At 58.3% G+C, this 23,166-nt stretch carries 25 protein-coding genes and 1 pseudogene; 13 read left to right on the top strand and 13 right to left on the bottom strand.

The features are described from left to right. The first annotated feature begins 1 nt into the window (after position 1). The 3 genes from rloB to pabB all read left to right on the top strand — a co-directional run bounded on the left by rloB (position 2) and on the right by pabB (position 3,957). Positions 2-1,537: an osmotic stress tolerance membrane protein RloB gene (rloB, locus tag AC1MEE_RS07580; RefSeq protein ID WP_480414709.1), complete on the top strand. Its 1,536-nt coding sequence runs from the start codon at positions 2-4 to the stop codon at positions 1,535-1,537. Next, positions 1,537-2,514 carry an alpha-L-glutamate ligase-like protein gene (locus AC1MEE_RS07575; protein ID WP_480416176.1) on the top strand — a complete coding sequence of 326 codons (978 nt, stop codon included), beginning with the start codon at positions 1,537-1,539 and terminating at the stop codon, positions 2,512-2,514. Before rloB ends, AC1MEE_RS07575 begins: the two co-directional genes overlap by 1 nt. 99 nt (positions 2,515-2,613) lie before the next feature. Continuing rightward, complete coding sequence (pabB, locus tag AC1MEE_RS07570) at positions 2,614-3,957, top strand: aminodeoxychorismate synthase component I (protein WP_480414708.1); 1,344 nt, start codon at positions 2,614-2,616, stop codon at positions 3,955-3,957. A gap of 165 nt (positions 3,958-4,122) precedes the next feature. On the opposite strand, the gene thrH is transcribed toward pabB, so the two are convergent. Next, positions 4,123-4,740 carry a bifunctional phosphoserine phosphatase/homoserine phosphotransferase ThrH gene (gene thrH / locus AC1MEE_RS07565; RefSeq protein ID WP_480414707.1) on the bottom strand — a complete coding sequence of 206 codons (618 nt, stop codon included), beginning with the start codon at positions 4,738-4,740 and terminating at the stop codon, positions 4,123-4,125. Positions 4,741-4,904: 164 nt separating this feature from the next. Here thrH and AC1MEE_RS07560 point away from each other — a divergent pair, with 164 nt between their 5' ends. Further along, positions 4,905-5,639 carry a phosphoadenylyl-sulfate reductase gene (locus tag AC1MEE_RS07560; protein WP_480414705.1) on the top strand — a complete coding sequence of 245 codons (735 nt, stop codon included), beginning with the start codon at positions 4,905-4,907 and terminating at the stop codon, positions 5,637-5,639. A 58-nt stretch (positions 5,640-5,697) separates the two neighbouring features. Here the strand turns inward: AC1MEE_RS07560 and cysB are convergent, their stop codons facing one another. From cysB to AC1MEE_RS07535, 5 genes are all read right to left on the bottom strand, one after another. Continuing rightward, positions 5,698-6,672, bottom strand: coding sequence for an HTH-type transcriptional regulator CysB (cysB, locus tag AC1MEE_RS07555; RefSeq protein WP_480414704.1), 975 nt, complete (start codon positions 6,670-6,672; stop codon positions 5,698-5,700). Positions 6,673-6,808: 136 nt separating this feature from the next. Next, positions 6,809-7,303, bottom strand: a complete 495-nt coding sequence (locus AC1MEE_RS07550; RefSeq protein ID WP_480414703.1) for a universal stress protein — start codon at positions 7,301-7,303, stop codon at positions 6,809-6,811. Positions 7,304-7,398: 95 nt separating this feature from the next. Continuing rightward, the gene (locus AC1MEE_RS07545) at positions 7,399-8,304 is read right to left on the bottom strand and encodes a 5'-nucleotidase (RefSeq protein WP_480414702.1); all 906 of its coding nucleotides are present in this window, start codon (positions 8,302-8,304) and stop codon (positions 7,399-7,401) included. An 18-nt stretch (positions 8,305-8,322) separates the two neighbouring features. Continuing rightward, positions 8,323-9,279 carry a putative 2-dehydropantoate 2-reductase gene (locus AC1MEE_RS07540; RefSeq protein ID WP_480414701.1) on the bottom strand — a complete coding sequence of 319 codons (957 nt, stop codon included), beginning with the start codon at positions 9,277-9,279 and terminating at the stop codon, positions 8,323-8,325. Positions 9,280-9,290: 11 nt separating this feature from the next. Beyond that, positions 9,291-9,626 (bottom strand): YbbN family protein, encoded by a 336-nt coding sequence (locus tag AC1MEE_RS07535; RefSeq protein WP_480414700.1) that lies wholly within the window; start codon positions 9,624-9,626, stop codon positions 9,291-9,293. A 221-nt stretch (positions 9,627-9,847) separates the two neighbouring features. Between AC1MEE_RS07535 and AC1MEE_RS07530 the strand changes: the two genes are divergently transcribed. Continuing rightward, positions 9,848-10,924, top strand: coding sequence for a 3-deoxy-7-phosphoheptulonate synthase (locus AC1MEE_RS07530; RefSeq protein WP_480414699.1), 1,077 nt, complete (start codon positions 9,848-9,850; stop codon positions 10,922-10,924). Between the two features lie 78 nt (positions 10,925-11,002). On the opposite strand, the gene AC1MEE_RS07525 is transcribed toward AC1MEE_RS07530, so the two are convergent. After that, positions 11,003-11,284: a GNAT family N-acetyltransferase gene (locus AC1MEE_RS07525; RefSeq protein WP_480414698.1), complete on the bottom strand. Its 282-nt coding sequence runs from the start codon at positions 11,282-11,284 to the stop codon at positions 11,003-11,005. 288 nt (positions 11,285-11,572) lie between these two features. Between AC1MEE_RS07525 and AC1MEE_RS07520 the strand changes: the two genes are divergently transcribed. Together AC1MEE_RS07520 and AC1MEE_RS07515 are read left to right on the top strand one after the other, a co-directional pair. Next, positions 11,573-11,923 (top strand): hypothetical protein, encoded by a 351-nt coding sequence (locus AC1MEE_RS07520; RefSeq protein WP_480414697.1) that lies wholly within the window; start codon positions 11,573-11,575, stop codon positions 11,921-11,923. An 11-nt stretch (positions 11,924-11,934) separates the two neighbouring features. Further along, positions 11,935-12,186 carry an Lpp/OprI family alanine-zipper lipoprotein gene (locus AC1MEE_RS07515; protein WP_480414696.1) on the top strand — a complete coding sequence of 84 codons (252 nt, stop codon included), beginning with the start codon at positions 11,935-11,937 and terminating at the stop codon, positions 12,184-12,186. A gap of 139 nt (positions 12,187-12,325) precedes the next feature. Here the strand turns inward: AC1MEE_RS07515 and AC1MEE_RS07510 are convergent, their stop codons facing one another. The 3 genes from AC1MEE_RS07510 to AC1MEE_RS07500 form a co-directional block, all read right to left on the bottom strand. Next, positions 12,326-13,288, bottom strand: coding sequence for a L,D-transpeptidase family protein (locus tag AC1MEE_RS07510; RefSeq protein ID WP_480414695.1), 963 nt, complete (start codon positions 13,286-13,288; stop codon positions 12,326-12,328). 85 nt (positions 13,289-13,373) lie between these two features. Beyond that, positions 13,374-13,667, bottom strand: coding sequence for a hypothetical protein (locus tag AC1MEE_RS07505; RefSeq protein ID WP_480414694.1), 294 nt, complete (start codon positions 13,665-13,667; stop codon positions 13,374-13,376). A 55-nt stretch (positions 13,668-13,722) separates the two neighbouring features. Further along, positions 13,723-14,328 (bottom strand): arylesterase, encoded by a 606-nt coding sequence (locus AC1MEE_RS07500; protein ID WP_480414693.1) that lies wholly within the window; start codon positions 14,326-14,328, stop codon positions 13,723-13,725. A 10-nt stretch (positions 14,329-14,338) separates the two neighbouring features. On the opposite strand from AC1MEE_RS07500, the gene AC1MEE_RS07495 reads away from it, so the two are divergent. From AC1MEE_RS07495 to AC1MEE_RS07480, 4 genes are all read left to right on the top strand, one after another. Then, positions 14,339-15,022, top strand: coding sequence for an ABC transporter ATP-binding protein (locus tag AC1MEE_RS07495; protein WP_480414692.1), 684 nt, complete (start codon positions 14,339-14,341; stop codon positions 15,020-15,022). Continuing rightward, positions 15,022-17,538: an ABC transporter permease gene (locus tag AC1MEE_RS07490; protein ID WP_480414691.1), complete on the top strand. Its 2,517-nt coding sequence runs from the start codon at positions 15,022-15,024 to the stop codon at positions 17,536-17,538. The genes AC1MEE_RS07495 and AC1MEE_RS07490 overlap by 1 nt, the downstream gene beginning before the upstream one ends. A 36-nt stretch (positions 17,539-17,574) precedes the next feature. After that, positions 17,575-18,072 carry a transcription elongation factor GreB gene (greB, locus tag AC1MEE_RS07485; protein WP_480414689.1) on the top strand — a complete coding sequence of 166 codons (498 nt, stop codon included), beginning with the start codon at positions 17,575-17,577 and terminating at the stop codon, positions 18,070-18,072. A gap of 254 nt (positions 18,073-18,326) precedes the next feature. Beyond that, entirely contained in the window at positions 18,327-19,187 is an 861-nt protein-coding gene (locus AC1MEE_RS07480) for a PI-PLC domain-containing protein (protein WP_480414688.1), read from the top strand. A gap of 62 nt (positions 19,188-19,249) precedes the next feature. Here AC1MEE_RS07480 and AC1MEE_RS07475 read toward each other — a convergent pair whose 3' ends face one another. The 3 genes and pseudogenes from AC1MEE_RS07475 to AC1MEE_RS07465 all read right to left on the bottom strand — a co-directional run. After that, a complete protein-coding gene (locus tag AC1MEE_RS07475) occupies positions 19,250-19,564 on the bottom strand; it encodes a class I SAM-dependent methyltransferase (RefSeq protein ID WP_480414686.1) in 315 nt (104 codons plus the stop codon). Between the two features lie 259 nt (positions 19,565-19,823). Further along, a complete protein-coding gene (locus AC1MEE_RS07470) occupies positions 19,824-20,258 on the bottom strand; it encodes a DoxX family protein (protein WP_480414685.1) in 435 nt (144 codons plus the stop codon). A 90-nt stretch (positions 20,259-20,348) separates the two neighbouring features. Beyond that, positions 20,349-20,507: pseudogene (locus AC1MEE_RS07465) on the bottom strand (hypothetical protein); the annotation flags it as partial. A 117-nt stretch (positions 20,508-20,624) separates the two neighbouring features. Between AC1MEE_RS07465 and AC1MEE_RS07460 the strand changes: the two are divergent. Beyond that, positions 20,625-21,443, top strand: a complete 819-nt coding sequence (locus AC1MEE_RS07460) for a TatD family hydrolase (protein WP_480414684.1) — start codon at positions 20,625-20,627, stop codon at positions 21,441-21,443. A 180-nt stretch (positions 21,444-21,623) separates the two neighbouring features. Further along, a complete protein-coding gene (locus tag AC1MEE_RS07455) occupies positions 21,624-23,105 on the top strand; it encodes a methyl-accepting chemotaxis protein (RefSeq protein ID WP_480414683.1) in 1,482 nt (493 codons plus the stop codon). Positions 23,106-23,166 lie beyond the last annotated feature (61 nt).

Below are 23,166 nucleotides of genomic sequence, written 5' to 3'. Positions count from 1 at the left end.
CATGCGCTCTATTAACCTCCATCTGAAAATCCTGATTGCTGTCCTGGTGACACTGGGGATAGCGGTCACGGCCTATCAGATCTTCGTGCTTGGTATTCCGGTGACCGAGGATGAAACGGACGACCTGTGGAACATCGACGCCAAAGTCGTGTTCGTCGCCAATGCCAAAGACCCGGTCAAGATCCAGATGTTCGTGCCGCCACTGAGCCACGATTACGTCAGCCTCAACGAGAGCTTCATTTCCAATAATTATGGGGTCAGCGTCAACCGCGTCGATGGCAACCGCAAGGTCACTTGGTCGGCCCGACATGCCACCGGCAATCAGACCCTCTACTACCGCCTGGTACTGACCAAGCGTTACAGCGGTGACAAACCCAAGATCAAAGGACCGACTTTCCGCGACAGCATCGCTATCGAAGGCCCGGAGAAAATCGCCGCCGAGGCCCTGCTCGCACCGATCCGCCAGCACTCGGCGGATGTCGAAACCTTCATCACCGAAGCCATCAAGCGACTCAACAACCTCAGCGACGACAACGTGAAACTGTTGCTGGCCGGCGACACGAGCACCGCGAACAAAGCCCGAATCACCGAACTACTGCTGTCCATTGCCCACGTGCCGGTGGAAAAGGCGCATACCATTCGCCTGACGACCGATCAGCCTCAGACCCCGGAACTATGGCTGCGCAGCTTCAATGGCAAAGCCTGGCTGTACTTCAACCCGGACAATGGCGAGCAAGGCCTGCCGTCGGATCGTCTGCTGTGGTGGACCGGCGATGAAAACCTGATCAGCGTCGAAGGCGGGAAAAAAGTTACGGTCAACTTCACCCTCAATAACAGCGAGATGAACGCGATCCGACTGGCCAAGCTGACCGACGCCAACACCAACGGCGACTTCCTCGGCTATTCGCTGTACGGGCTGCCGCTGCAAACCCAGCAGACGTTCATGATCATGGTGATGATCCCGATTGGCGTGCTGGTGATCCTGATCCTGCGCAACCTCGTCGGTCTGGAGACCCTGGGCACCTTCACCCCGGTCCTGATCGCACTGGCGTTTCGAGAGACACAATTGGGCTTCGGCATTGTGTTATTCACCGTCATTACCGCGCTCGGGCTATCGCTGCGCTCCTATCTTGAGCATTTGAAACTGCAAATGCTGCCGCGACTGTCAGTGGTATTGACCTTCGTCGTGGTACTGATCGCCGCTATCAGCCTGTTCAGCCACAAGTTGGGGCTTGAGCGCGGGCTATCAGTGACACTGTTCCCGATGGTGATTCTGACCATGACCATCGAACGCCTGTCGATCACCTGGGAAGAGCGTGGCAGCGGTCACGCGATGAAAGTCGCGATTGGCACCCTCTTCGCCGCGTCGCTGGCGCACCTCATCATGAGCGTGCCGGAACTGACCTACTTCATCTTCACCTTCCCCGCCACGCTGCTGATTCTGGTGGGCTTCATGCTGGCGATGGGACGCTATCGCGGCTACCGTCTGACCGAGCTGATGCGCTTCAAGGCATTCCTCAAGGAAGAAGTAAAATGATGGGGTTCTGGAAGACCTGGAAGGCCCTGGAAGCCCGGGGCATCATGGGCATCAACCGGCGCAACGCGGACTACGTGCTCAAGTACAACAAACGCAGTCTGTATCCGATCGTCGATGACAAGATCATCACCAAGGAACGGGCGATTCAGGCCGGCATTCACGTGCCGGAGATGTACGGGGTCATTTCCACTGAAAAGGAAATCGAAAAACTCCACGAAATCATCGGCGAGCGCAACGATTTCGTGATCAAACCGGCACAAGGCGCCGGTGGGGACGGCATTCTGGTGATCGCTGACCGCTTCGACGACCGGTATCGCACGGTCTCGGGCAAGATCATCAGCCACGAAGAAATCGAACATCAGATTTCCAGCATCCTGACCGGTCTGTACTCCCTGGGCGGCCACCGTGATCGTGCGCTGATCGAATACCGGGTCACGCCAGACCAGATCTTCAAGAGCATCAGTTTCGAAGGCGTACCGGATATCCGCGTCATCGTCTTGATGGGCTATCCGATCATGGCCATGCTGCGCTTGCCGACGCGTCAGTCCGGCGGCAAAGCCAACCTGCACCAGGGCGCCATCGGTGTCGGCGTCGACCTGGCCACCGGCCTGACCCTGCGCGGCACCTGGCTGAACTCCATCATCAGCAAACACCCGGACACCACCAACGTGGTGGACGGCGTGCAACTGCCGAACTGGGGCAGTTTCATGAAACTCGCCGCTGACTGCTATGAGCTGTGTGGCCTGGGTTACATCGGCGTCGACATGGTGCTGGATCAGGACAAGGGCCCGCTGATTCTCGAACTCAACGCCCGCCCCGGCCTGAACATCCAGATCGCCAATGACTGCGGCCTGACCCATCGCGCCCATGCCGTGGAACGCCGTCTGAAACAGCTCGCGCTGAATGGGGAACAGGATACCCCGCAAGAGCGCGTGCGCTTTGTGCAGGAGCTGTTCGGGCATGTTCCCACAGGTTGATACAACTCACAAAATCCCGGTCTGCGTTGCCCACAGATGACCTCGGTCCTACAGAGGACTACAATCGCCGCCCTCACGCCGATGACTGATTTTCTTCGAATGCCGACCTGTTCCGTACATCCTCTGCCCTATCGCACCAATCCCGCCGAGTATTTCTCGAGGGTTCGCCATGCTCCTGGGGCAGTACTGCTCGACAGTGGCAGACCGAGCGCTGACCGGGGGCGGTTCGATCTGCTGAGCGCGTGGCCCACCGAGCAATTGCTGACGCAGCCAGACGAAACCGGCACCGCCTTTCTCCAGCGCCTGCGTGACAGCCTCGGCCGTCTGGGCCCCGCGCAACTGCCCAGCGGCTGCCCGCTGCCGTTTGCAGGTGGGCTGATTGGCTACCTCGGTTATGACTTTGGCCGGCGCCTGGAACCCCTGCCCAGCCAGGCCATCGATGACCTGCAACTGCCCGATGCGCGGCTGGGTGTCTACGCCTGGGCCATGATCAGCGATCACCAGCAAGGCACCAGTCAATTGGTGTTCCATCCCGCATTGGCCGAAAGCGAACGGCAGCGTTTACTGACGTTGTTCACCCAAAAACCTGCCGCTGATCCGGCGACCTTCAAGCTGAGCGCTGCCTTCAAGGCGGACCTTTCCCCCAGCGATTACCGCAGCGCCTTCCTGCGTATTCAGGCCTATATCCTGGCTGGCGACTGCTATCAGGTGAATTTCGCCCAGCGCTTCCAGGCGAACTATGAAGGTGATCCCTGGGCGGCTTACTGCGCACTGCGTAGCGCCTGCCCGACACCTTTTTCCGGTTATCAGGCATTGCCCGACAGCAATGCGCTGCTGAGCCTGTCCCCGGAGCGTTTCGTCCACGTCAGCGGCAGTCTGGTCGAAACCCGCCCGATCAAAGGCACCCGCCCGCGCGGCATCGACCCTACCGAAGACAGGGCCTACGCCGACGAACTGCTAGCCAGTGCCAAGGACCGCGCGGAAAACCTGATGATCGTCGATCTGCTGCGCAATGACCTCGGCCGCACCTGCCGGATCGGCACGGTGAAAGTGCCCGAGCTGTTCAGCCTGGAAAGTTATCCGAACGTGCACCATCTGGTCAGCAGCGTGACCGGCGAACTGGCGGCAGGCAAAGACGCGCTGGACCTGATCGCCGGCAGCTTCCCCGGTGGTTCGATCACCGGCGCACCGAAAATCCGTGCGATGCAGATCATCGACGAACTGGAGCCCACTCGTCGGGCCTTGTACTGCGGTTCGTTGATCTATCTGGATGTGCGTGGCGAAATGGACAGTTCCATCGCCATTCGCAGCCTGCTGGCCAAGGACGGGCGGGTTTCCTGCTGGGGTGGCGGCGGCATCGTCGCTGATTCCGACTGTGAAGCCGAATACCAGGAATCAATCACCAAGGTGCGGGTGCTGCTGGATACGTTGCAAGCGCTGTGAATGTATTCAATCTCATGTAGGAGCTGACTTGTCTGCGATCCGTCCGGGTCGCGCTCGACCGAAGCGCTGGCAAAAATGGTGAATTCACCACCGCTGGAAGGTCCTTCGTGTCGGACGCGACCCCGGCCTTTCGCAGACAAGTCAGCTCCTACATGGAATATCGATTTACAAACTCAACTCACGATTCGACGCCTTGATGAACTCTTTCTTCAGGTCCTCGAAGGTGTGCACTGCCGGGAACTGCGGGAATTCGCGGATCACGTTTTCCGGCGCATGGAACAGAATGCCAGCATCCGCTTCGCCGAGCATGGTGGTGTCGTTGTACGAATCACCGGCCGCCACTACTCGGTAGTACAGGCTCTTGAACGCCAGTACTGACTGACGCTTGGGATCTTTCTGACGCAGCTGATAGCTGACGACCCGATCGGTCTCGTCGGTGATCAGGCGATGGCAAAGTAAGGTCGGGAAGCCCAGCTGACGCATCAGCGGCTGGGAAAACTCGTAAAAGGTGTCCGACAGAATCACCACTTGGAAACGTTCGCGCAGCCAGTTGACGAACTCGATGGCACCGTCCAGTGGTTTGAGGGTCGCGATCACTTCCTGTATATCGGAGAGCTTCAGACCGTGTTCATCGAGAATCCGCAGGCGTTGCTTCATCAGCACGTCGTAATCGGGAATATCCCGGGTGGTCGCCTTCAGCGATTCGATACCGGTTTTCTCAGCAAAGGCGATCCAGATTTCCGGGACCAGTACACCTTCCAGGTCGAGACAGGCAATTTCCACAGAACACTCCTCGAGGGGACTTCAAAAGAAGCGGCACTTTAGGGCGTCTGATCAATTATTTCCAGCAGCGTTACCCTCACACCAACCGGCAATTGAACGAAGTATTTTGTTACCATCACCCTCATTACGAGCGCTAAGCGCCATACACGTTAGGAAGCCGCCTGATGAGCCAACCATTCGACGTCGCCGCACTCGCCGCGACTTACGCCAACAAGTCTGCACAGGACATTTTGAAACTGGCCTTCGAGCATTTCGGTGATGAGGTGTGGATCTCATTCAGCGGTGCCGAAGATGTGGTGCTGGTGGACATGGCCTGGAAGCTGAACAAGAACGTCAAGGTGTTCAGTCTCGACACCGGCCGTCTGCACCCGGAAACGTACCGTTTCATCGAACAGACGCGTGAACACTACAAAATCGACATCGAGCTGATTTCTCCGGATCAACGCGTGCTGGAACCGTTCGTCAAGGAAAAGGGCCTGTTCAGCTTCTACAAGGATGGCCACGGCGAATGCTGCGGCATCCGCAAGATCGAACCGCTGCGCCGCAAGTTGGCAGGCGTGAAGGCCTGGGCCACTGGCCAGCGCCGGGATCAGAGCCCCAGCACTCGCAGCGAAGTCGCCGTGATGGAAATCGACAGCGCGTTCTCCACGCCTGAACGCACGCTGTACAAATTCAACCCGCTGGCACAAATGACCAGCGAAGAAATCTGGGGTTATATCCGCATGCTGGAGCTGCCTTACAACAGCCTGCATGAGCGCGGTTTCATCAGCATCGGTTGCGAACCTTGCACCCGCCCCGTGCTGCCAAACCAGCATGAACGTGAAGGCCGCTGGTGGTGGGAAGAATCGACGCAGAAAGAATGCGGGCTGCATTCCGGGAATCTGATCGCCAAGGTATGAAGCTGCTGCGCCACCCAATAAAAACCCGGCAAACGCCGGGTTTTTATTAGGGAAAAAATCAATGCACCGGCAACTCAACACCCTCGAACAACTCTTCAAGCTCTTGCTTGTTGTGGCATTGGATCGCTTTGGCCATTACTTCGCGGGTCAGGTGCGGCGCGAACTTCTCGATGAAGTCGCACATGAAACCCCGCAAGAAGGTACCGCGACGGAAACCGATCTTGGTGATGCTCGCTTCGAACAACTCGCTGGCATCAAGCACCACCAGATCGCTGTCGAGCTTGGGGTCCACCGCCATTTTTGCCACGATACCCACGCCCAGGCCTAAACGAACATAGGTTTTGATCACGTCAGCGTCGGCTGCGGTGAACACCACTTTCGGGGTCAGGCCGCGATGGCTGAACGCCTCATCCAGTTTCGAACGACCGGTAAAACCGAAGACGTAAGTCACAATCGGGTATTCGGCCAGTACTTCCAGGGTCAGCTTGGATACCTTGGTCAGCGGATGACCTTGCGGCACAACGACACAGCGATTCCAGCGGTAGCACGGCATCATCACCAGATCACCGAACAGCTCCAGCGCTTCGGTGGCGATAGCGAAATCCACGGTGCCGTCGGCAGCCATTTCGGCGATTTGCATCGGCGACCCCTGATGCATGTGCAGCGCGACGTCAGGGTATTGCTTGATGAAGTTGCTGATCACCGGCGGCAACGCGTAACGCGCCTGAGTGTGGGTGGTAGCAATCGACAGCGTGCCTTTTTTCTCGTTGGAAAACTCTTGAGCGATCTGCTTGATGCTCTCGACCTTGCGCAAGATCTCACCAGCGGTGGTGATGATTCTTTCACCGGCCGGCGTGACACGAGTCAGGTGCTTGCCGCTGCGAGCAAAGACCTCGACGCCCAATTCGTCTTCGAGCAAGCGGATCTGCTTACTGATACCGGGCTGAGAGGTGTACAAGCTCTGAGCCGTAGCGGAAACGTTGAGGTCGTGGTGCGCCACTTCCCAGATGTAGCGCAGTTGTTGAAGCTTCATATGTATCCCTCAAAGCGGTAGACGCCACGGTCATCAGCGACGGTATATAACTATATTAATGGTCAGAAGAATAAAGCTAGAACTTTTTATCATTTTCAGACGGTAATGACACACCTGGCGTCTACTATTCACACACTTATTCACGTCCCCGATGCTGCAGCATGGGCACCATGTAAACCGGAACCTCCGATAATTGCAGGACCTTGGCGGCGGTACGACCCAGTGGCGTGTCGCCCTCAGTGCCATGGCTGTGGCTGCCGACAATCAGCAGATCCACCTCCAGTTTGTGCGCCTGTTCCAGTATCACGTTGGACGGATCCCCCTGTATGACCCGCACCGTGCGAATCAACGCCAGATCCTGATGCCCCTCCCCCAACTCATCCCGAAAGCCAGCCAGAACGCGCGCCTCGATACCTTCCATGACTGTATTCAAGCCCTGGCTGTGCAACTCCTTCAACGCATCCTCATCAAGATAGCTCTGCAAAACCGACTCGGCGAACAACCCCATGGGTTCCACGGCATGGATCACATACAGCTCGGCATTGAAAGTTCGAGCCAGCGCCAGGGCATGCTGCAAGACGTAGGGCGCATAAAGCCCAAGGTCAGTGGCATAAAGCATCGAACGAATCATATGACCTCCTCGACTGCCAATAATGGCGGAGATTGATTCAGCTTAGCAGCGCCTTAGCGACTGCGGCGGCCGAGCCCTCCCGAGGCGACAGGGGTTCAAAGTTTTATCTCATTGCTGATCCCATGCGGCACATGACCGGTCGCAACGACATCCCGTGCCTTTTCACAATGCCCCGGCTGATCGTCGAAGAACACGTCGGCCGCGAAGGCCTCAAGAAATGCCGATTTCTCCAGCCCGCCCAGAAACAGCGACTCATCCAGTCGAATATCCCACTCTCGCAATGTACGGATCACGCGCTCATGAGCCGGTGCCGAACGCGCAGTGACCAACGCTGTGCGTATCGGACAGGCATCCTCGGGAAATTCGCGTTGCAACAAATTCAATGCCGCCAGAAAAGGCTTGAACGGACCGCCGCGCAACGGCTCACGTGCCGACTCACGTTCGCTGGCCTGAAACGCTGCCAATCCACCGGATTGATAAACCCGCTCGGACTCATCGGAAAACAACACGGCGTCACCGTCGAACGCGATGCGTAATTCGGCACTGGCCGCGCGCCGTGCACCGCCCGACAAAATGGTCGCCGCGGCGAAACCGGCATCCAGGGCGCTGCGCACATCCTCGGCGTGGGTCGAGAGAAACAAATGGCAACCAAACGCTGCCAGATAAGGATAAGGGCTGCGTCCACCGACGAAGGCCGCACGCGTTATATCCAGACCGTAATGCTGAATCGAATTGAACACCCGCAAGCCCGTGTCGGCGCTGTTGCGCGAGACCAGAATCACCTCGACACGCGCTTCCTCCAAGCGGGCATTGAGGCTCAGCAGTTTCTCTACCAGCAGGTAAGCATCGCCTTGCTCAAGGATCTCTTCCTCATGCCCGATCTGGTATTGGCGATAAGCTTCCACGCCGTCGGCCACGTACACCGCATGGCTTTCGCGCAGATCGAACAGCGCACGCGAAGAAATCGCCAAGACCAATTTATTGCCTAGACCTGTAGCCATATCGCCCCCTTGGCTGACTCAGCGGTTTCGCGTATCGATGAAGGCCAATGCCTGGTACAACGCCCGAATTTTCGGCATGTCATGTCCGGCCTTCAACGTCGCCGCCAATGGCCTGGCATAGATCGCCTCCAGTTCCAGCGGCCGCTTTTCCTGATAATCGAGGTACATGCTCGGCCAGTAATCCGGCATTTTTTCAGTCACGGCAAACAGATGCTCAGCATAACCTGCCGGTAAGTCATGCCCACACGCCCGGGCGCCCAGCACCACTTCTTTCATCAATGCCTGGATCAACTCGCGGCTACTGGCGTCAGCCATTAATGGCGTTGTACTGGCCCCCAACAAAACAGACAGGCCGTTGTAGGGAATGTTCCAGACCAGTTTCTGCCAGCGCGCCTGATGCAAGTTGGCCATCGCCTGAGATTCCAGCCCCGCCTTGCGTAATAGCGCTGCACCCTCTTCGGCGATGCGTTGCCGGGCAGCCGCGTCGGCTGCCGGGCCGCTGTGATAACCCAGGTTCACCGCACCGAGTGCCTGATGGGTGATAACTCCCGGTGCCGCACGATGAACGCAAATAAAGCACAAACCACCCAACAGATGCAGCGAGTCAGGCAGCAAGGGTTGCAAGCTGTCTTCGACCTCCAGCCCATTCTGCAGCAACAAGACTTTCGCGCCGGGCGCCGCCACCTGAAGGATGGTCGGGGCAAGGCTGGCATTGCTGGTGGTTTTAGTGCCGACCAGCAACCAGTCGCAAGGTGGCATGTCGGCCGCCGAGGAATAGGCCTGGACCGGGCTCAAAGCCAAAGTGCCATGAATGGCACTGTCTATTTTCAGGCCATTTTGCGCCACCGCAGCAAACTCGCTGCGCAGCAGAAAATGCACGTCAAAACCGGCGCGCGCCAACATCAAACCGTAAAACCCACCGATTGCACCGGTCCCGATAATACCGATCCGTGCCCGTTTCGCTTCACTCGCCATGGCCACTCCCCTTAAGGCAACTCATCAGAATCAAGGCTCAACGCCTGCCCCAGAGCCGCGCTGAGCCCGGTCAGGGTCAGCCGTGAATGCAACGCCCCATAAAACTCACCGTCACGCACCACGAACAGCGCCGGCAGATGAAAAACCTGATAACGCTGCACGGCGCCTCCATTGTTCCCGGCATCGATCCAGCACAAACGTTCGATGGGCAAGTCGAGACCTGGCAGTTCACGCCTGGCCCAACGACAACTGGCACAGCCGACGCTGGTGAAAATGACCAACGAGACGCCCTGCAACTCCAGCAAACAATGATCCACGTCGAAGTCTGTCAGTTCCAATTCATTCACAAAGGATGTCCTGTGGGCTGGCTGCACACTATCCGTCCCGGCGGCGTTACTGGCAAATCTCCCATCCTGTTGACCTACGCCGCCAGCTAAACGCGCGTTTGCCCATTGTCGAACAACCGGATAACGCGCTAAGGTTCCTCCCCCCGCTGCGCTCAATCATGCTGGGCTCCGCCGCACGGGGATCGTTGGCGGCCAGCACCCGTGACCTGATGAGTAACACGATGGCTGATTTACCGATTGACGACCTCAACGTTGCCTCCAACGAGACTCTGATCACGCCGGATCAGCTCAAGCGCGAAATCCCGTTCAGCGAAGCTGCTTTGCACACGGTGACCAAGGGCCGCGAGGTAATCCGCAATATCCTCGATGGCAAGGATCACCGCCTGTTCATCGTGATCGGGCCGTGCTCGATCCATGACATCAAGGCCGCTCACGACTACGCCAATCGCCTCAAGGCCCTGGCTGCAGAGGTGTCCGACACCCTGTACCTGGTGATGCGTGTGTACTTCGAGAAACCGCGCACAACCGTCGGCTGGAAAGGCCTGATCAACGACCCGTATCTGGATGACTCGTTCAAGATCGAGGACGGCCTGCACATTGGTCGCCAGTTGTTGCTTGATCTGGCGGAAATGGGCCTGCCTGCCGCGACCGAAGCCCTCGACCCGATCTCCCCGCAGTATTTGCAGGATCTGATCAGCTGGTCGGCCATCGGTGCGCGTACCACTGAATCGCAAACCCACCGCGAGATGGCTTCCGGGCTGTCTTCGGCGGTCGGCTTCAAGAATGGCACCGACGGCGGCCTGACGGTGGCGATCAACGCCTTGCAGTCAGTGTCCAGCCCCCATCGCTTCCTCGGTATCAACCAGGAAGGTGGCGTGTCCATCGTCACCACCAAAGGCAACGCTTACGGTCACGTGGTACTGCGTGGCGGCAATGGCAAGCCTAACTACGATTCGGTTAGCGTCGCCTTGTGCGAGCAGGCGCTGAACAAGGCAGGCATTCGCCCCAACATCATGGTCGACTGCAGCCACGCCAACTCCAACAAGGATCCGGCCCTGCAACCGCTGGTGATGGAAAACGTCGCCAACCAGATCCTCGAAGGCAACCAGTCGATCATCGGCCTGATGGTCGAAAGTCACCTGAACTGGGGCAGCCAGGCAATCCCCAAGGATCTGGCAGAGCTGCAATACGGTGTGTCCGTCACCGACGCCTGCATCGACTGGGAAAGCACCGAGAAAACCCTGCGCAGCATGCACGCCAAACTCAAGGATGTGCTGCCCAAGCGCCAACGCGGCTGATTGCTGCAGATACAAAAACGCCGAGCGAATGCTCGGCGTTTTTCGTTGCAGCGTCAGGTGCGGCTGTCGCCAGCTGAATCAGATTTTCGCCATATGCCGCTGGTGGCGCTCCATGTACCGTTCGACATACGAACACGAAGGAATCACCGTGTAACCCATGCGATCGGCGTACGCGAGCGCCTGCTCGGTCAAGGCCGCGGCAATACCTCGACCTCGCAGGGCATTGGGTACAAAGGTCCGATAGATATCCAGGGTCTGCTTACCCAGATCCATATAGGTCAGGTAGGCACGATGACCGTCCACATTGGTCTCGAACTGATGACCGGCCTGGTCATGATGGATGGACAACGCCTCGCTCATCACTACTCCTCGCGGGTCTTGAAATTAGACCCCTACCTTACCGATGTTTTTCCGGCGAAGGAACCTCTACGCCACCCTGTGCCTGTTTTGGACACCGAGAAGAGTTGGCTACTCTCTACAAACGAGCACCTGCAAATAGTAGGCGTCATTGCCGTATATGCTCAAGCTGCTTGCAAGGGGGACGCAAAAAAAGCCCGACTGCACACCTCAGATTGTCACAACCTGAAGGGATCGTCCTGACACTTGAACTGAACATTGCCGGATGCTGTCAATTGAGACGAGTGCGAGATGGAAAAGTCACCTCTTCCCTGCGCAAAGAAGCAGGCTCGTGACGGGTACGGAACAGTGAAAAATCGAGAGGTTCAATATACTTGGCAGCAAATCGGCTATCCTCCCTTGCCACCGGTCAAGGGCGTGCTTGAGCCTTGCCCGGATTCAGAGCAGAACCGACAAGTTCATGCGGCGCCGCTGGATAATTTTCATACAAAAAGCCTGAGTAGTTGTGCGGATTACTTTCAAACCCAAGAATTTTTTCCGCTTCTTGCGCTTCCTCCGTTTACTTACTACAAACAATGGGTAGTATGTACGCCGGTCATTTTCTCATTTTCGAGAGATGACTATTTAATAGAAAGTCCTTGAAGGGGAACACGATGAACAACGTTCTGAAATTCTCTGCTCTCGCTCTGGCCGCAGTATTGGCCACCGGTTGCAGCAGCGTAAACAAAGAAACCGAAGCTCGTCTGACTGCAACTGAAGACGCAGCAGCTCGTTCGCAAGCTCGTGCCGATGAAGCCTACCGTAAGGCTGATGAAGCTCTGGCTGCTGCTCAAAAAGCTCAGCAAACTGCTGACGAAGCCAACGAACGCGCTCTGCGTATGTTGGATAAAGCAAGCCGTAAGTAATAGTCTTTCGAGATTATTGATAAGCCGATCCGGTTCTGGATCGGCTTTTTTATTGCACTCGCTTTACCGCAGGCAATAAAAAACCCGTCAGCCTTGCCTTGGAGTTCAAGGCAGGGCTGACGGGCTCGTCAGCAGGTGATTACTGCATATCGAGCGGAGCGCTCGAGACCACCGTAGCGCTCGGTACGGCGATTTCAACCGGCATACCGTCCTCGGCTGCTACCACGTCCCGCACGACGTCCCAGTTGACGCGCACTTTGTTGGACAGATCCTCACGCTTGAGCAAGGCATTGATCACCGCCGTGTGCTTGTCGACCACAGACGGATTGCCGCTCTCATCCAACGGAGCATGCGCTTCCAGGTAGACCTTGCCGCCACTGACGCCGAACTTGTACGGCTCGTTCATGATCCGCACCGAAGTACCGATCGGCACAATGCCGGCCAGTTCCAGCACGTTGTTGTTGTACAGGCGGAAGCAGCCGTGGCTGGTGCGCATGCCGATACCGAATTTTTTATTCGAACCGTGAATCAGGTAACCCGGTAAACCGAGACCGAACTTGAACGGCCCCAGCGGGTTGTCCGGGCCTGCCGGCACCACGTTAGGCAGCGGATCATCGTCAGCGGCATGTTCGGCCTTGACCGAAGCGGGCGGTGTCCAGGTCGGGTTCGGCGTCTTGGCCGTCACTTTAGTCACCGCCACTGGCGAGCCCCAACCCTCACGACCTATCCCCAGCGGGTAGGTGTAAACCACGTTCTTGCCTTTGGGGTAATAGTAGAGGCGGTATTCAGCCAGGTTGATCACGATGCCTTCGCGCGGGCCTGGCGGCAGCACGAAACGGGTCGGCAACACGATCTGGGTGCCGGCGCCCGGCAACCACGGATCGACGCCCGGGTTGGCCGCGATCATCTCCAGATAGCCCAGATCGTACTGGGTACCCAGGTCGGCGAAGGTATCTTCGTATTTGGCGGTCACCGTCTGAACCTGGCCGACGATATCTTCGCCGGGAGAAGGCAGAGGGAACTCCAATGCAGCAACGGGGCCCGCCGCACAGAGCATAGCAAGCGACAGACAGCGGGCGACGGCGGGAATGCGCGACAACATCCGGAAAATCCTTGACATAAACAGAGGGCAATAAAATAACAGAATTGTACACCGCCGCCCGAAAAATCAGGAGGTGGCTATCGATTTACTCCATGAATCGGAGCTCTGGCCAAATCGGTCGGGTACCCCGTTTCTGACTTTCGACAATCGCGCGACACAGCGAACACAAACGCTCATCACGAAAAACCGCGGGTTCGACGCCCGACCAACGTGGTTGTGCCGGTAACAACGTGCCACACAACGTACGGTCGATCGAGCCGCCCAACTCCAGCTGGCGCGCGACCAGATGCACCCGCACTTCCTGGCAAGCGAACAGGTCGAGCTGCTCATCAGGTTCGATCAGTTGATAGGCAAATAAAGACCAGGCGGGACGCGGCATCGGGGGCTCCAAATCGGGGCGCCACCTTAGCCCAAAGCCCGCCGCTAGAAAAGCGTCAAAGCAGCGGTTTTAGTGTCGGCCAGACGTTTTCCAGCAACTTGCCCTGGGCCGCGACGGCCGGGTGCAGACCATCGGCTTGCATCAACTCGGGAATCCCGCCCACGCCCTCGAGAAAAAACGGTACCAGCGCGACTTTTTTCTGCTCCGCCAGATTGCCGTAGACCTCTGCGAAAGCCTGGGTATAACGAGCGCCATAATTGGGCGGCAGTTTCATCCCTAAAAGCAGCACCTTGGCACCGGCGGCGCGGGAGCTGTCGATCATCGACGCAAGATTTTGTTGCAATTGCTCAGGCTGCTGGCCGCGCAAGCCATCGTTACCACCCAATTCGAGGATTACCAACTGTGGCTTATGCTCTGCAAGCAGCGCCGGCAGCCGCGCCTGACCGCCAGCACTGGTGTCGCCACTGACAGAGGCATTGACCACCTTATCGGTGAACCCCTCCTTTTGCAGACGCTGTTCCAGCAACGATACCCAGCCCATACGGGTATCCAGTCCGAAAGCCGCGCTGATACTATCGCCAACGATCAGCACCGTGCCCGCCGCCGCTCCTTGAGACAGCAACAGCACACCCAGGCCCGCACTTAAAAACCACGCACGCATCGGATTCTCCATGAGTGAAAGTATTCTCAGTGCTCGGAACCTTAGCAAAGTGGTCCCCAGCACCGAAGGTGACCTGACCATCCTGCACGAACTCTCCCTGGAACTGAACAAGGGCGACAGCCTGGCCATCATTGGCGCGTCGGGTTCGGGCAAATCCACCCTCCTCGGTCTGCTCGCCGGGCTCGACCTGCCCAGCGCCGGCGCGGTCACGCTGGCCGGGCGCAACCTCAGTGATCTGGACGAAGATCAGCGCGCGCGTATCCGCGCCGAGCATGTCGGTTTCGTCTTCCAGTCGTTTCAATTGCTCGACAGCCTCAACGCGCTGGAAAACGTCATGCTGCCCATGGAACTGGAAGGCCGCACGGACGCTCGAGCGCGGGCCCGTGTTTTGCTGGAGCGCGTAGGCCTGGGCCAACGCCTGACACATTCGCCGCGTCAGCTTTCCGGGGGCGAGCAACAACGGGTGGCCATTGCCCGAGCCTTTGCGGCTGATCCGGACGTGCTGTTTGCCGATGAACCCACTGGCAACCTCGACAGCCACACTGGTGAACGCATCAGCGATCTGCTGTTCGAGCTGAACAAAGAACGTCACACGACTCTGGTGCTGGTTACTCATGACGAACGTCTGGCACATCGCTGCCGACGCCAGATCCGCCTCGAAGGTGGCCGCCTGGTCGGCCCCCTGGAGCCTTGATGGCACGCTTGCCGTTTCTACGCCTGCTGAGCCTCGCAACCCGGCAACTCCTGCGCGACGCTCGCGCCGGGGAGTTGCGGGTGTTGTTTTTCGCCTTGCTGGTCGCCGTGGCGGCAAGCACCGCCATCGGCTACTTCGGCTCCCGCCTCAACGGCGCCATGATGCTGCGAGCCACCGAGTTTCTCGGCGCCGACTTGATCCTCGAAGGCACCAGCCCCGCGCAGCCGCCGCAGATTGAAGCGGGCAAGCCGTTAAACCTGGACCACGCCCGGGTCGTCGAGTTTTCCAGTGTGATCGCCACCGACATCGGCATTCAATTGGCGAGCGTGAAAGCGGTCGACGCGGCATACCCTTTGCGTGGCGAGCTGAAAAGTGCCGCCGCGCCGTATCAAACGGAAGAACCCGGCGGCAGACCAAAACCAGGTGAAGCCTGGGCCGAATCACGCTTGTTTGCGGCACTGAATCTAAAGGTTGGCGATAGCATCGACGTGGGCTCGAAAACCCTTCGCCTGAGTCGTGTGCTCACCTACGAGCCGGACCGCGCCGGCAACTTCTACAGCCTGACACCCAGGGTAATGATCAATCTGGCTGATCTTGCAGCGACCGGTGTCGTTCAGCCCGGCAGCCGGGTCAGCTATCGCGAACTCTGGCGCGGCAGCCATGAATCGCTGGAAGCCTATCGACAGGCGATCGCGCCGGGGTTGGCGGCTAATCAACGCCTACAGGACGCCCGTGACGGCAACCGGCAAATTGGCGGCGCGTTGGGCAAGGCCGAGCGCTACCTGAACATGGCCAGTCTGGTCGCGGTCTTGCTGTCCGGGGTTGCCGTGGCGCTATCGGCCGCCCGGTTTGCGACGCGGCGCTTCGATGCCAGCGCTCTGTTGCGCTGCCTGGGGCTGTCGCGCAACGAAGCGCTGGTGTTGTTCAGTCTGCAACTGGCGATGCTCGGGCTGCTGGCCAGTATCAGTGGCGCATTGCTGGGCTGGCTCGCGCAACTGGGTCTGTTCGCCCTGCTGCACAACCTGCTGCCTGCCGCCGTCCCGCCCGGCGGCCTGCTGCCGGCCCTCGCGGGCATCGGCACGGGTCTCGTCGCCCTCGCCGGCTTCGCCCTGCCACCCTTGGCCGCGCTGGGTCGCGTTCCCCCCCTGCGTGTATTGCGCCGCGACATGCTGCCCATCCCACCGAGTTCGTGGCTGGTCTACGGTGCGGCGCTGTTGGCGCTGGGCCTGATCATGTGGCGGCTGAGTCTGGATCTGGTGCTGACCTTCGCTCTGCTCGGCGGCGGCATCATTGCCGCTGTGGTGTTGGGCGGCTTGCTGTTGCTGGCCCTGCAAAGCCTGCGTCGTCTGCTGGCCGGCGCGTCACTGCCGTGGCGACTGGGCCTGGGTCAACTGCTGCGCCATCCTCTGGCCGCCGCCGGGCAATCGTTGGCATTCGGCCTGATTCTGCTGTCCATGGGGCTGATCGCCCTGCTGCGGGGTGAGTTGCTCGACACCTGGCAAAACCAGTTGCCCAAAGATGCGCCAAACTACTTCGTGCTCAACATCCTGCCCTCCGACAAAGACACCTTCACCGAACGGATGACCAGCCTTTCCACCCATGCCGCGCCGCTTTATCCGGTGGTGCCCGGACGCCTGATCAGCATCAATGGCCAACCGGTGCGCAACAGCGTCAGCAAGGACTCGCGTGGCGAAAACGCTACTGAACGCGACCTCAGCCTGACCTGGGCCGCCGACCTGCCCCAGGGCAATCACCTGAGCGCCGGTAGCTGGTGGACGCCTGCCGGCAGCGACCCAACCGCCGAGCACATTCCTGGCGTGTCCGTGGAATCGAAATTGGCCGCAAGCCTGAACCTCAAGCTCGGCGACCGCATGAGCTTTGTCGTCGGCGGGATCACCCGTGAGGCTGAAGTCACGAGTCTGCGGGATGTGAACTGGGACAACTTCCAGCCAAACTTCTTCATGATCTTCCAGCCTGGCACGCTCAAGGATTTACCGACCACGTACCTGACCAGTTTCTATCTGGCACCCGGTAATGATCAGCAGATCGTCGAATTGTCTCGAGCCTTCCCGGCGGTGACCATCCTTCAGGTCGAAGCCCTGCTGGAGCAACTGCGGAGCATTCTCGCCCAGGTGACGATAGCGGTGGAATACGTATTGCTGTTCGTGCTGGCGGCGGGCCTTGCAGTGTTGTTCTCCGGCTTGCAGGCGACCCTTGACGAACGCATCCGCCAGGGCGCCCTGTTGCGCGCACTGGGTGCCGAGCGAGCGTTGTTGATCAAGGCGCGACGCATCGAGTTCGGCTTGCTCGGCGCGGCCAGTGGCGTTCTGGCTGCCTTGGGTTGCGAGTTGGTGAGCTTTGCGCTGTACCGCTATGCCTTCGCCCTTCAATGGCACCCTCACGCCTGGCTGCTGCTCCTGCCGGTGATCGGTGCGCTGTTGGTCGGCGGTGCCGGGGTATTTGGCACCCGCCGCGCCTTGAATGTCAGCCCACTGACGGTGCTGCGTGATGGCTGATAAACTCGGCGCCCCTCAATCGCTTGGCGACAGCCCATGAGCCGCTACCGTCCTCCTCGCTCCGCCGGCACCGCGCTGATCACCCCTGAAGGTGAAGCGCGGATGCGCGCCGAACTTCACGAGCTTTGGCATGTCCGCCGCCCTCAGGTCACTCAGTCCGTGAGCGAAGCCGCGGCTCAGGGCGATCGTTCAGAAAACGCCGAGTACACCTACGGCAAAAAAATGCTGCGCGAGATCGACAGTCGCGTGCGCTTTTTGACCAAGCGCCTGGAAAGTTTGAAAGTGGTCAGCGAACACCCCAGTGACCCGAACAAAGTCTATTTCGGCGCCTGGGTCACCATCGAGGACGAAGAAGGCAAAGAAGCACGCTACCGAATTGTCGGCCCCGACGAACTGGACCTGAAACAAAACCTGATCAGTATCGACTCGCCACTGGCCCGCGCCCTGATTGGTAAAGCACTGGATGCAGAAGTTCGGGTTCAAACGCCCATCGGCGAGCAACTCGCGTACATCATCGCCATTGAGTACTTATGAGGGCCTGCATCATCGGGGTTTATGTGTACTCGCTTTTAAAAACCCCCGTCAAAATACTCAGACCCTCAACACGCTATTTTTCCCACAGTGCCTGATGAACGAGCATGTTCAATAATATCTGCCCTCCCACGGCAGCCTCATTGACGATGGCCAGCACTCATTTAAACTTCAGTCAGACCCTAGGCGGCGCTTATCCGCTGTAGCGGTTTAACTAAATCAAACCCTCCGTACACTCAATCATGGAAGATTGATCAATGAGAATAAACCCCGACACTCGCCCCCACAGTTGGATGGGGCAAAACGCTGCATTCGCCACACTCACCCTCGACCAACTGATCCTTCCCGGCTCTCACGATTCGGGCGCAGATAAGCAGGCGCCCACCGGTTATTTCTTTGAAATGACCCAGGACGTATCCCCGGTCGAGCAAGTAAAAGGAGGCGTCCGCGTACTGGATTTAAGGGTGTATTGCGATACCCACTATTCGGTGGGCAACCCCAAGCGATTTCAGCTGTTCCACTTCACGTCGACCGGCAGGACCGTCTCCCTCGATATTTTCAAACAGCTCAATCTCTTTTTCGAAGGCGTTGAAAAGCCCGGGGACACCAGCAGGGAAATCATCATCCTGGATTTCCATCAACTCGAGAACTTCACACCGGAGATCCATCGCGAATTCGAAGAGTTGATCACCCAGGAAATCGGGCATCGGATCATTCCCTGGGAATTACGCGAGTGCTCCGTGAGCCAACTTTGGTACAAGCACCCTCAAAAAAATATCGTTATCGCTTACTCAAGCCAATATGCCCCCGCCTATGCCTGGCCTGGCGTCCAACAGCAATGGAGCGAAAAGAACTTCATCAGCACGGACACGCTGAAGGCATTTATGGATGAGAGAAAGAACAGTTATAAAAGCCCTTTTCATCTGCGAGCAATTCAATGCGCTAAATATGCAATAGCCGCCGATGATTTCAGTGACAAGATTGATGAGTGGTTTCACTCGGTTGACGAGGACAGCTATATTCAGAGTTTTTACATCATCAACACCGACTGGACACTGAGAAGCTCCATCGTGGAAAACTGCATGCACGCCTGTTTGGTGCGTGCATTGTCCCGATAAACCTGAGCACACGCTTAGGCCAACATCGACCCCATCGTTACCAACGACGGGGCCGATGCCCGCTAGTCACTTGCGCGAGTAATCAGCCCCTGCCGGGCAACACGCGTCAAATGCTTGATGAAGTCTTCAACCTTGTCGGCACTGGGTGCCTGTACTACTGCAAGGTCAAACCGATCATTGGGGAAGTTCGCGAGGGATTCACAATGGTCGACGAACTGGATCAGGAAAGCAGCAGGTTTGCCGTTACGCTTGGGCCAGCCATCGAGATAGCGCAGCAACGTCGGCTGATGGGACCCCCCCAGCAGAATCCTTGGATTGCGGCGAGTCAGGGGTGACGTAAAAGGTGACAGTCGTATAAGGGGACGCGGACAGCTCATGGTGTTTTTTCTCAGCCTCAGAAATCCCGCTGGGCAGCGGTGAGAGGCAACACCGAACCAGCGCTTTAGCGGTATTTCGAAGTCTTGTGCAGACTTCTGTAGGTGAGGGTTCAAGCCTCACCTGGCGCCCCGCAAGTAGCTGTTTAAATCGGCGCATGGGCAGCATCCTAGAGAAGCCGCCGGTGGACTGTCAAGAACGGCATGGGCCGCAAAAATAACCAGGCCCGCACGGGGCGGGCCTTGTTCGTCACTGTAACGTTCAATCGGCGATGGTCCGATCAACCGATAATTTGCCGGCGCCTTCGATCAATACTGCTATGACCCCACCCAACAGAGCGAGGGCGAATTCATAACCGTCATTGGCCAAAAACAGACCATTGCCGATATGCACCGACAAAATGGCTACCACCAACATGCCGGTCAACAACACGGCAGCTGGACGGGCCAACAGTCCGATGATAAAGGCCAGCCCTCCGAAGAACTCTGAACCACCGGACAGCACGGCCATGAGATAGCCCGGTCTCAAGCCCAGGCTTTCCATGTATTGCGCGGTCCCGGCGAGACCGTATCCACCAAACAGGCCAAAAAGTTTCTGCCCCCCGTGGGCGACGAAGATGATCCCCACGAGGATCCGCAGAACAGTCAGTCCGTAACCGGCACGGGTTGCAAAAACGGTTTTGATCAGTGTGCTCATCGCGTTCATTCCTTTGTAGGAGGGAGTGTTTTGGCCGCCATCTTAATCAAAATAATGCATATGAAAACCGTAGAAATACGGGCACAACCATTAGTTATATCGATTGTTTTTTGAGGCTACCTTCCGCTGTTTCGCTTCCAGAGGCTGGGTCTCCAAGGCCCCCCGTTCGCGATCGAACGCCAGATAGTACTTGTTGACACTATTAACATAGCTGACGACGCCCATCCCCACCTGCTCCATGGCAATTCGGCCTTCACCGCGCTGCAAAGCGGTGAGCAGTAGTGTTATAACCAGCTGTATTAACTGGATTTTTTTATATCGATAAAGCTCTGATATCCTCTTCAGCCTTAGGCCTGAGGTAGCACCATGCAACTCATCGACATCGGCGTCAATCTGACCAATGCAAGCTTCGCTAACCAGCAGCAGGCTGTGCTCGATCGCGCCTACCAGTCCGGCGTATGCCAACTGGTGCTGACCGGGACCAATGTCGAGGGCAGCGAACAGGCCCTTGAGTTGTGCCGGCAATTGGACGAATCGGCGCAACGTTTGTTCTCTACCGCCGGGATTCACCCCCATGCAGCCAGCGATTGGACCGTCGATACCGAGCGCCAGTTGCGTGCCTTATTAAAAGAAAATCGAGTCCGCGCCGTGGGCGAATGCGGACTGGATTTCAACCGTGACTTCTCCCCGCGCCCGCAGCAGGAAAAAGTTCTCGAAGAACACCTGGCCCTGGCCGTCGAGCTGCAATTACCGGTGTTTCTGCATGAGCGCGATGCCAGCCAGCGCTTGCTGGAGATCCTGCGCGATTACCGCGACCGCCTGCCCGCCGCCGTGGTGCACTGCTTCACCGGTGAACAACGCGCGCTGTTCAGCTATCTGGACCTGGACTTGCACGTCGGCATCACCGGCTGGATTTGCGATGAGCGACGCGGCACTCATCTGCATCCACTGGTACGGGAAATCCCTCGGGGTCGGCTGATGCTGGAAAGCGATGCGCCCTACCTGCTCCCGCGAAGCCTGCGGCCCAAGCCGAAAAGCGGCCGCAATGAACCCGCCTACCTGCCGGAAGTGCTGCGCGAAGTCGCGCTGCATCGGGGTGAAAGCCTGGAGGATCTGGCGGCCCACACGACTACCTGTGCGCGCGCGTTTTTTGGTTTGCCTGACGCCCCTTCTGCGGCTGACTGACCGCCGTTCGCAGGCAAGCCTGCTCCCACAGATTCCATAAGTCCCCTGTGGGAGCCAGGCTTGCAACTACGCGTCCCGCTACGAATGGCTTGACCCAGATCAAGAAGCCTTCTGAAGATTCGCGGCACAATAATGGCACCTTGCCTTTATCTATTACCGCCAATCAAAAGAAGACCTCCCATGGGCGCCTGGCTTAGCAACGTTTCCCTGAAGTACAAGTTCTGGGCCGTGAACGCGGTCGCTTTTATCACCACATTGATGCTGGTGCAGTACGCCTTGCAGCTTGAGCAACAAGCCCGGGTGAGCGCTGCACAAGACTCAGCCCAGGCCCAGGCCCATTTGCTCAGTGCCTGGCCCGCCGCTCAAGCATTGCCCACTGCTGCCAATCTGCTGATCTACGCCCAGGGTCAGGCCCCGAGCTTGAACGGACAGCGATTGCCCGAGTTAAGTAACTCCAGTGGCTGGGTCGAGTTCAGCCATCAGCCGCTGGTGGGTGATGACCCGCTGATTGGCGCTCAGGTGGTCACACGAACCGATGGTCAACGACTGGCGGTGTTGGCTTTCGCGCCGAGTCTGGCGCAAGTACTGGCTGAACGCTTTGCCCAGTACGCCGTCGCCGTGAGTATTCTGATGCTGGCCATGCTTGGCGCCTCGCAGTTACTGATCCGCTTTCTGCTCAGCCAGCTCAACACCCTCAAGGACGTGATGCTGCACGTGGAAAAAAGCGGCGATCTGTCCGCTCGCGTGCCGTTGGCCGGTGAAGATGAAGTCGGGCAGATGGCCAAGGCGTTCAATGCCATGCAGGCCGGCTTCCAACGGGTGGTGAATACCGTCGCCCAGACCGCCGCACGGCTCGACGAAGGCGCGGTGCGTCTGGCAGCCGGCATGAGCGAAGTGCGCCACGGCATGCTCGGCCAGCAGAGCGAGACGGACCAGGTCGCCACCGCCATCAACCAAATGTCGGCGACGGTGTTTCATATCGCCCAATACGCTGGAGACACCCGCGACCAATCGCAGACCGCCGATGCACTGGCAGGCACAGGTAAAGAAGTGGTCAATCGTGTGCAATTGTCCATCGCCGGGCTCTCCAGCGGCGTGCAGCAGACCGCTGAGATGATCCAGCAACTGGCCCAGGACAGTCAGAAAATCAACGGTGTGGTCAGCGTGATTCACAGCATCGCCGAGCAGACCAATCTGCTGGCCCTCAACGCCGCGATTGAAGCGGCGCGTGCCGGCGAGATGGGCCGTGGGTTTGCGGTGGTCGCCGACGAGGTGCGCAACCTCGCCAAACGGGTGCAGAGCTCGACCGACGAAATCACCACCATGGTCTCCGCCTTGCAGGCTGGCACCCGTGACGCGGTGGATTTCATGCAAGAAAGCTCGTTCAAGGCCGATGACTGCGTGCAACAAGCCAGGGAAGCCGGGGAAGCGTTGGCTGCCATCACCGGCGCGGTGGCGCAGATGCGCGAAAGCAATACGCAGATCGCCGTAGCGGCCCAGCAACAAAGCCAAGTGGCGGAAGAAATGAATCGGGCGGTGGTCAGCATTCGCGACGTGACCGAACAGACGGTGCAGCAGACTGTTGATTCGGCCACCACCAGTGGAGAGCTGGCCGTCCTGGCTGGCGAGTTGAGCCGCGCCATCGGCCAGCTCAAGTTATAAACGCGCACCTCTGAAGAACCACGTCGCTGAAGCCGCAGCCCTCGTTAATCCGCGCCGTCGC

It is taken from the genome of Pseudomonas sp. ASL3, assembly GCF_056680425.1.
The sequence above is the reverse complement of the archived record's forward strand: the minus strand, read 5'-3'. Positions and strand labels throughout refer to the sequence as shown.